Here is a 7,771-nt window from a genome sequence, read left to right as displayed (position 1 = left end):
GCGATACCTTTGGGCGTACAATCACCGTATTCCTCAACGCGCTTTGGGTCACATGACTCCTATTGAGAAACTCCGATGGTGGCAAACCGAGCGACCAGAGCTTTTCGTTTCAAGGGTAGATAATGTCACGGGTCTTGACAACTACTGTCGCAGCTCCATTTGAAACACCCAAGTATTTTAATGACCAATACATCACAAAAAAAAGCACAATCGATTTGACGCTTCGAAAAACTAAGCCTTCCATATTTCACCTCCAGACAGACAAGCAATATCAATAAAAATTGTCAGGTCCCAAATCTTTATATTACCATAAGGCGTGCGAAACGCTTCAAAGCATACCGACTCCTTGAGCGCTTGTTCCAAGGCCGGAAAGCATGGAACGAAGGAGCGTAGCCATGCCGCGTATTCATGCCAACGCCCGAACGACACCCCGGATTCGCCTCGAGATCCAACAAGCACCGGCTTCGGTCAGTCACCGCGAGCTTGCCAGAGCGTTTCTCAACACCAATCTGTGCCGCTCGCGACGCTACCTGCGTCGCCATGGGGTCTCGAACCTCAGAATACAGCAACAGGAACGTGAAAGCCTCGAGCAACACCGCTATCTCTTTGTCGCGATCGATCGGGCAACGCACTCTCTTGCAAACGTCCTTGCCAATGCTCCTTTCGTGGTGCGTACGGTTCTGACCGATAACGGCAAGGAGTTCTCCGACCGCTTCACCTCCGCAGGCGAACGCCAAATCACGGGGCGCCATCCGTTTGATCGGCTCTGTGGTGAAAAGCGCATCGCGCGTCGGCTCATCCAACCCCGCCATCCGCAAACCAACGGGATAGTGGAACGCTTCAACGGTCGCATTGCCGAGATTTTGCGCGCTTGAAGCGCTATGTTCTTCCGCAGCCGACCTCAAGAGACGCGCTCGCGATACCTTTGGGCGTACAATCACCGTATTCCTCAACGCGCTTTGGGTCACATGACTCCCAATGAGAAACTCCGATGGTGGCAAACCGAGCGACCAGACCTCTTTGTTTCAAGGGTAGTTAATGTCGCGGGTCTTGACTGCTAATATTTATGATGTTCTGAAGGAAAGATTACTTTCTCTTCATTGCCCACAATCCTCTCGGCTCGTCTAACTGCCTTAACAAAGGCCTCGAATTCTCCAGTTGCCAGGTCAAGTGCAACTTCATCAAAATGTGCCCACTGGACAGTACCTAATTTTACATGCTTTTCAATCATTTTTGCCCCAGCTGCGACAGCCAGTTGTGAACACAAAAAACCAATATCGTGACTTGAATATCCAGGGATGATGCGAGGATCGCGAGTAGCTAGTTCCCTATAGTGAGATATAACACCGATACCTGCATGATGCTCTGGTGTTGGGTAAGCAGAAGTACACTGAAGCAAATAAATATGAGACGCTTTTTGGAATTGCTCTAATATAAATGTTTCATACTCTGGACCAGTCATACCTGTCGAAATAACCAACCCTTTATCCCACTCGGATGCGACTTTTCGTAGAAAAGATTTTTTTTCAGATATCGTAGACGGGAGCTTAATTAATTCTAGATTAAATGGTTTAATAAAATTAAAAGATGGCTCATCTAAAATTGAAGCAAACCACCCAATGCCAAGGCGTCGGCAATAAGAATCTACCCATTCAAAATCATCACGGCTCAACTCAAGGCCATACCTATAATCACGAAATGTTGTTCCGAATGGGCTTTTATACGGCCTCGAAAGCGTTTCAAAATCATAAAAAGTGTCGACATCGCGTTTCTGAAGTTTAATAAAATCTGCCCCGGCTTGCTTAGCAAGCCTAATCATGGCTGCAAGACGTTCTCTATCACCAAAATGATTAGTGGTAATTTCAGCAACGATCAAAACTCGATTGAAAGCAAGATCGCCTTTTTCATTTGCGGCAACAATCGAACACTGCGGCGCTTTCAAGGCATTGAAAGCCTCAACCGTATAAATACTATAAGGACGCTTACCTACATGTATAATGTCAATAAACAACTTATCTCTTTCATTTAATAGACACTCAAGATAAATCTCTTGTGTTTTTATCAGACATGCAACATACGTATCATCTGCACCGTGCAACCCATTTTCAATACGTACAGAAAATCCATCATCGAGTGAAAAATCAAAACCCAACAAAAAAGTTCTTTTACGTTTCCCAAGAGCCTTCGCCAATTCATTAGCAACGCGCAAACAACTGATCACTGCAGCTTGTTCTAACCATATGGTATCTACATCAAAAAAGCGGGAAACAAAGAGTTCGCTCTCTTCACTGTAAGGAGCATACTGCGCAGGAATGACACAAGTCCCTGCAGGCATAGCTCTATCAGTAACATATATTTTGCATTTCGGAGGATGCAACTCGAATCGATCAAGGACCCAACCATGATGAAAAACACCTATGTCACCAGGAAAAATTGCCTCAGAATCGTTGGCGTTGATGACTATCATACCATCCAACGCTTCTCTGGAAATATTATCTACACTTCGTCCTTTACCGATAATCGCAATATCCGCTTCTTCCTTACCGCGGATTGCGGATAATAAAAGTTCCTGACGATTCATTCTGGCTTCCTTTTTTGCTCAATGCGAACATGGTATTTTTTTGTAGGAAATAGCAGTTGTCCGTAATAAGCCTGGCCATCGACAAAAACGTTGCAGCCCGCTTCAAGAGCCAAATTCAAACCAGGCAAAATATCCCAGCAGTTTACTCCTTTGATGTTTTCAAAAACAAGATAAGAACCACGGGCTGCCATCAGCAAGTTATACATGGCACAGCCGATAATCCGGTACTCTAAACCCGGTTGCAACTTTAAATTAGCCAATTCATCTGCGGTAAGAGACGAAGAAAGACCCATGATACGGGAGTGGTAACGTTTCATGGGCATACCAGTAATCTGCCGTTCAGCGAGCTCAGGTAAATATATGCAAGACTCTTGATGTTGTCCATTAGCATAGATCGATACCCCAACCCCCCACTCCTTTAAGCCAGAAATGAAATTTTCTGTACCGTCAATAGGATCTAGTACAACATATTTGCCCAATGGATTCCAGTCACAATTAAATGGCGCCATTTCTTCAGAGATAAGCTGGTAGCCATGCAATCGATCATTAATCCAATCGTTTACGATTGACTGGATAAGTAAATCCCCTTCACTAACATAACTGTTGTCATCTTTTAAATACAAACGATCACGTCCAGCAAGTACTTTCGGTAATTCTTTATGAATACGATCGCACAACTCCATTGTTATCATACACCATCCTCCTTCAACCAGTCGTCTGGAAGTGTTAGAGAGATTGGATGCCACGTCTTCAATTGTTTTGTTTTGTTCAGAACATCAAAAGCATCCAAAAACTTTTCGGGATTGGTAATATCTAAATGATTAAGATCAGCAAAATGGTAACGCCACCATCGACTCGCCAATAATCGTTCAACGGTAATCTCATCAAATCTCATGCGCTTGATACGTGCCGGCACACCTGCGACAACAGCATAAGGTGGCACATCCCTTGTAACCACAGAACCAGCAGCAATAACTGCACCTGTGCCAATGCGAATGCCCAACGCAAGCGTTACCCGCTCGCCTATCCAGACATCATGACCCAGCACCGGGTAAGATCGGCCAAGTTTGGGGTCGAAGGTATGCCGATTGAAATTGGGATCGATTGATCTTCCTACTCGATCTATCAAATCATGAATAGCTGTCAAGCTGCTTATGCTCTCTGGGCAGAAAAAAGCAACTGAACTGGAAATCCAACTTGTCGGATGCGCAAAGTCAATGAATTTTAAATCACGTCCAATCGAACAATAGCGACCGACCCGCATGCCTTCTGGAAGTGGCGAATGACTGTAGGATCCGGCCCCTATTGCACACAAACCCCCAGCCCCAGTCCAAACATTAGGCGAATAAACACCACCATACAAAGCAGATGGCCCTTCGATTGTAAAGCGATGAGTGAATCGATACCACCTATAACGATTTAACCAGCCCTCTTTGCGATCAAAAGCGGAGATGTCCCAATCGGTAGCGATCATCGCTGCATGCAGCTTGGCTAAGCGAGGTGGGGTTAACTCAACGTCGATAGAAACCGGCAAAGGTTGGCTAGAGGGAATGGTTTCTTCATCATCCAGTTCAAACATCTGCTTTTCCAAAATATCGTTTAAAGTACCACTGAGCCAGTTCGAACTCTTCCTGAGTATCAATATCGTGACCTTCCCAAGCTTCGGTAAGGAAAAAGGTTGGACGCGATCCAATCTGATATGAACAAAACTTCATTTCCTTTTTTTGAGAAATAGTGCAAGCTAGATTAAGCTGATAAATAGCGGAAATTTTCTGAGAATATGAGTGCCAAACCCCCCAACAATGATTTAGTGGAGTAAAATGATCATTCAGATAGTAATGTCTAAGTGATGTTACTGTAGTAATAGAATTATATCCTTCAGTCAATTTATCACACAAACAACTCACAATTTCAGCGTACCGACGAAAAAGGGGTGATGTCACAGGGCACCAGGCAACCCAGACATCGTCAGTTTCGGGTAAGGAATCGAGAATGCCTTCAAGGACTTCGTACCAAGGTGTGCTTTCAAGGCAAAGTCTGTTATCACGAAACACGTATGTAACACCTAACTGGTGCGCAATATCAGCTGCACGCTCATCATCACTGGAAACATAAATCGAATCAAACACTCCACTTTGGAGACACTGAAAAATCTTAATTTCTAACAATGATTTTCCTTTATAAAAAGGTCGAAAGTTCTTATCTGGTACTCGGCTGGAAAAGCCTTTAGCTGGAATAACAGCAACCACTCTCATATCAACCCCTCGCTCTGTAAAGCCCCATGAAATTATATACCCCTGAATCGAAAAAGCCTGATTTCATACCCTTTATCGGGGTGTCAAGACACGTGACATTATTTACCCATGAAATGAAGAGGTCAGGTCGCTCGGTTTGCCACCACCGAAGTTTTTCAATGGAAGTCATGTGACCTATAGCGTGTTTTTGCATGTTCGTTCCTTCGTTTATTCAGGACTTTTTTGGTAACCCAACTTATTAGTGGCATTAACTGCCATACTTTCTGGCTTGACATTACGCGTAACTAAGTAAAACGCAGCACCAAGGGCTTCAACTTTCATTTCTGCATCGCGAAGAGCATCGGCGTAGAATTCCGTGTAGTTTTTAATGGTTTTCAAGCCAGCAATGAAAGTGCGTTCGGCTTTCCCCATCTCTTGTAGTATTTGCTCGACATGATTAGGCATGGATACGTTGTCTAAATTTACCCCAAGACTTTCTAAATCAGCCCCAAGATAAATTTTTACGTCGGGATTCACGTTAGGATGAAACGCTATAATGTAACTCAGGCTGCTATCAAAAACCACATAGGTGTCAATTTCCTTGAGCACGTCCGTTTGGAGAATCACCTCAAGTGGTTGCATGGCGATTTCACCTATATACTCAGCCAAATCTATAGCCTCCAAACCGTATGCATGTAACCCTGAAATCACCTCAGTCAGCAGCTTTGGGTGTCGTTTGTCAGTTTTTAAAAAAATCTTTTGCTGACCATCGTGTGATTTTAAGATAGTATTGACTATCAATTCCGACGTCTTTTCACCGAAAGCATACGGACCAAGTCCATAATACCTTAAGCATACAAGCATGCCCTTACCTATACTGCCGCGCTGTTTTTCTTGTATTGGGAAGACTATTGGAACGAACTCAAGCCAACAATTGTAGTCAATTAGTCTTGATTTGCCTTTAAAGCGCTTGTTTTGAAAACCAAAAAATACCATTTCGTCTAATTTATGATCATTGCGAGGTAGTTTAAACTCATTTTTGAATCCATCGCCGTAATAACAAAGATTAGCATCCTTACACAAGGAGACAAGACGGCTTACATCATCAATAAATCCAAAACTATGAACATAGAGCTTCTTTATTTTTAGATTGCTGTGACGAAGCGCGGCATCCAGATCTTCAATCGTCAATGCTGCCCAGATAAAGTCAACCGTAACTTCAAAATTATTCAAAAATCGAGATAAGGCAAAAACAACATAAAATCCCTCCTGGGATAGATTTTTTGCTAACGCCAATAAACACGGAAGAAAATTATGATCTGGTACATAAATGACAATAAGCTCTATGTGACTATAACTTTCACTCTCATCCTGCGCCTTCAAAGGGGCCCTTTGATCTAGAGCTGTGCAATCGAGCTGCTTTAAATCGATAGTGGCACGCCAATATGTTTGATCTGTCACCTCCGCGGTAATGTGATTGTAAATTTTTTGTGCCACTTTATTGCAGAGATCCACAAACTTAACGATTTCACCTTGTAAAACATGAGAAATGCTCCTGGGTAGAAAACGCTGTGGAATTCCGCAAATAATGTTAACTTTGTGATGCAGACCGATAAACTTTAAATAATAAGGAAGTGTGATTGCAAGACTGCTATCGTACACAAAATATTTCGTGACACTGGCTAGCAACTCTGGCCCAGCAGTCATTTCAAAAGGTAATTCTGGATCGGCGTCCAAGCCGTATTGCTCAAGATAATCCTTAAAATTTATTGCTTGCGCGCCCAGTGCCCGAACATGATTGATTACTAAATCTATAAGCTGTGGATTATAGCGGTAATCATGTTTGACAACTAGGACATCTTGTTGTGTTATCTCTTCATTAATAATACTCACAAGCAAATTTAAAACAATCGGTTCAGGAATCTGGTATCTGCCGGCGTGCCAATATCTTAAAAATAAAAAAGAAGTAGCTTGAACTTTTGCTTTAATCGTTTTTTTAGGGAAGGCGTCTCGTATATCGCTATAGTAAGAAAATACCCATTTCCACGGGATGCACCCTCGCATGGCCGGCAGTTTATTTGGGTCGTATTTGTGCCATCTCTGATGGTAGCCAAACTCCAATAATCCTTTAACTCGGGATTTTCTTTTTTCTGTCAGTGATTCTTCATGGAAAAAGAAATTTGGTGCTCCATCGGCATAGACCAAAGCTGATGCGTCTGGAAAGCAATCCAGCAATGATGCGTTCCGTGACGATTGTAGAAAGGCATGGAAAACTAACCATTTAGGGCGGTTTGTGAGTCGATTGATAAACGATCGAAATTCTTCAAAATTAATTATATCGATAATACTTCTTGAGAATTTCTTTGCTTCATAGATCAGTGGATGGTCATGTGTTGTTAACAGGATGATTTTTAAGTGATGCTCTTGTGAAATAAAATCACTTACAGCTAAAACCCACGGAAGAAAACTCAGATGTGGTATATGCACTACAGCATAGGTACCGCAACCATTAATTTTTGATATAACTTCAATGGTTTTATATTGTTTAAATTTCTTTTTGTTAAACTCATCTGAATTAATTATCGATTGTAGCGTATTCTGAATGCCGCCTTCTTTTATCAATTTGTCTGTATATGTTTTGAGTCCGCTGGGATCAGCCTCTCGCCCCATGAGTCCATTATAAATTTGGTTTACAAGGTTAGTGGCGCGCTCGGCAAAGCTTTGCCGCCAGCGTTCCTCCGAGCGGGCCAGCTCCATCAGCAGCGGCGCAAGGTCATGCGTTTGCGTCAGCCGCTCTGCGTAGTCTTGCAGCGCTTCGGGTTCCGGCTCGCGCCCGAGCAGTCCCCGGTAGAGCGCACGCACCAGTTCGGGGGCGCGCTCGGCAAAGCTTTGCCGCCAGCGTTCGTCCGAGCGGGCCATCTCCATCAGCAGCGGCGCAAGGTCTTGCGTTTGCGTC

General features: G+C 43.5%; 5 protein-coding genes and 3 pseudogenes. 2 read left to right on the top strand and 6 right to left on the bottom strand.

Annotated features, from left to right (window positions below):
* Positions 1-163 (top strand): annotated as a pseudogene (locus KUL93_RS11755) (IS481 family transposase); the annotation flags it as partial.
* A gap of 211 nt (positions 164-374) precedes the next feature.
* Positions 375-1,061: pseudogene (locus KUL93_RS10925) on the top strand (integrase core domain-containing protein).
* On the opposite strand, the gene KUL93_RS10920 reads toward KUL93_RS10925, so the two are convergent.
* The 6 genes and pseudogenes from KUL93_RS10920 to KUL93_RS10900 form a co-directional block, all read right to left on the bottom strand.
* Positions 1,058-2,581: an N-acetylneuraminate synthase family protein gene (locus tag KUL93_RS10920; RefSeq protein ID WP_217127071.1), complete on the bottom strand. Its 1,524-nt coding sequence runs from the start codon at positions 2,579-2,581 to the stop codon at positions 1,058-1,060. The pseudogene KUL93_RS10925 and the gene KUL93_RS10920 overlap by 4 nt on opposite strands.
* Positions 2,578-3,273: an inositol monophosphatase family protein gene (locus KUL93_RS10915; protein WP_217127070.1), complete on the bottom strand. Its 696-nt coding sequence runs from the start codon at positions 3,271-3,273 to the stop codon at positions 2,578-2,580. Before KUL93_RS10915 ends, KUL93_RS10920 begins: the two co-directional genes overlap by 4 nt.
* A complete protein-coding gene (locus KUL93_RS10910; RefSeq protein ID WP_217127069.1) occupies positions 3,270-4,160 on the bottom strand; it encodes a CatB-related O-acetyltransferase in 891 nt (296 codons plus the stop codon). The genes KUL93_RS10915 and KUL93_RS10910 overlap by 4 nt, the downstream gene beginning before the upstream one ends.
* On the bottom strand, positions 4,153-4,836 hold the full coding sequence (locus KUL93_RS10905) for an acylneuraminate cytidylyltransferase family protein (RefSeq protein ID WP_217127068.1): 684 nt from the start codon (positions 4,834-4,836) through the stop codon (positions 4,153-4,155). The genes KUL93_RS10910 and KUL93_RS10905 overlap by 8 nt, the downstream gene beginning before the upstream one ends.
* Positions 4,837-4,918: 82 nt before the next feature.
* Positions 4,919-5,023: pseudogene (locus KUL93_RS11840) on the bottom strand (IS481 family transposase); the annotation flags it as partial.
* Positions 5,024-5,043: 20 nt separating this feature from the next.
* Positions 5,044-7,771 (bottom strand): DUF4214 domain-containing protein (locus tag KUL93_RS10900; RefSeq protein WP_217127067.1); only part of this gene is annotated, 2,728 nt, incomplete at its 5' end.

The sequence above is a fragment of the Hydrogenophilus thiooxidans genome (assembly GCF_019049855.1).
GTDB classification, from domain to species: domain Bacteria; phylum Pseudomonadota; class Gammaproteobacteria; order Burkholderiales; family Rhodocyclaceae; genus Hydrogenophilus; species Hydrogenophilus thiooxidans.
The sequence above is the reverse complement of the archived record's forward strand: the minus strand, read 5'-3'. Positions and strand labels throughout refer to the sequence as shown.

Excerpts from the sequence above, each read along its gene's own strand:
- KUL93_RS10920 (WP_217127071.1), bottom strand. The coding sequence starts at position 2,581 with ATGAATCGTCAGGAACTTTTATTATCCGCAATCCGCGGTAAGGAAGAA.
- KUL93_RS10915 (WP_217127070.1), bottom strand. The coding sequence starts at position 3,273 with ATGATAACAATGGAGTTGTGCGATCGTATTCATAAAGAATTACCGAAA.
- KUL93_RS10910 (WP_217127069.1), bottom strand. The coding sequence starts at position 4,160 with ATGTTTGAACTGGATGATGAAGAAACCATTCCCTCTAGCCAACCTTTG.
- KUL93_RS10905 (WP_217127068.1), bottom strand. The coding sequence starts at position 4,836 with ATGAGAGTGGTTGCTGTTATTCCAGCTAAAGGCTTTTCCAGCCGAGTA.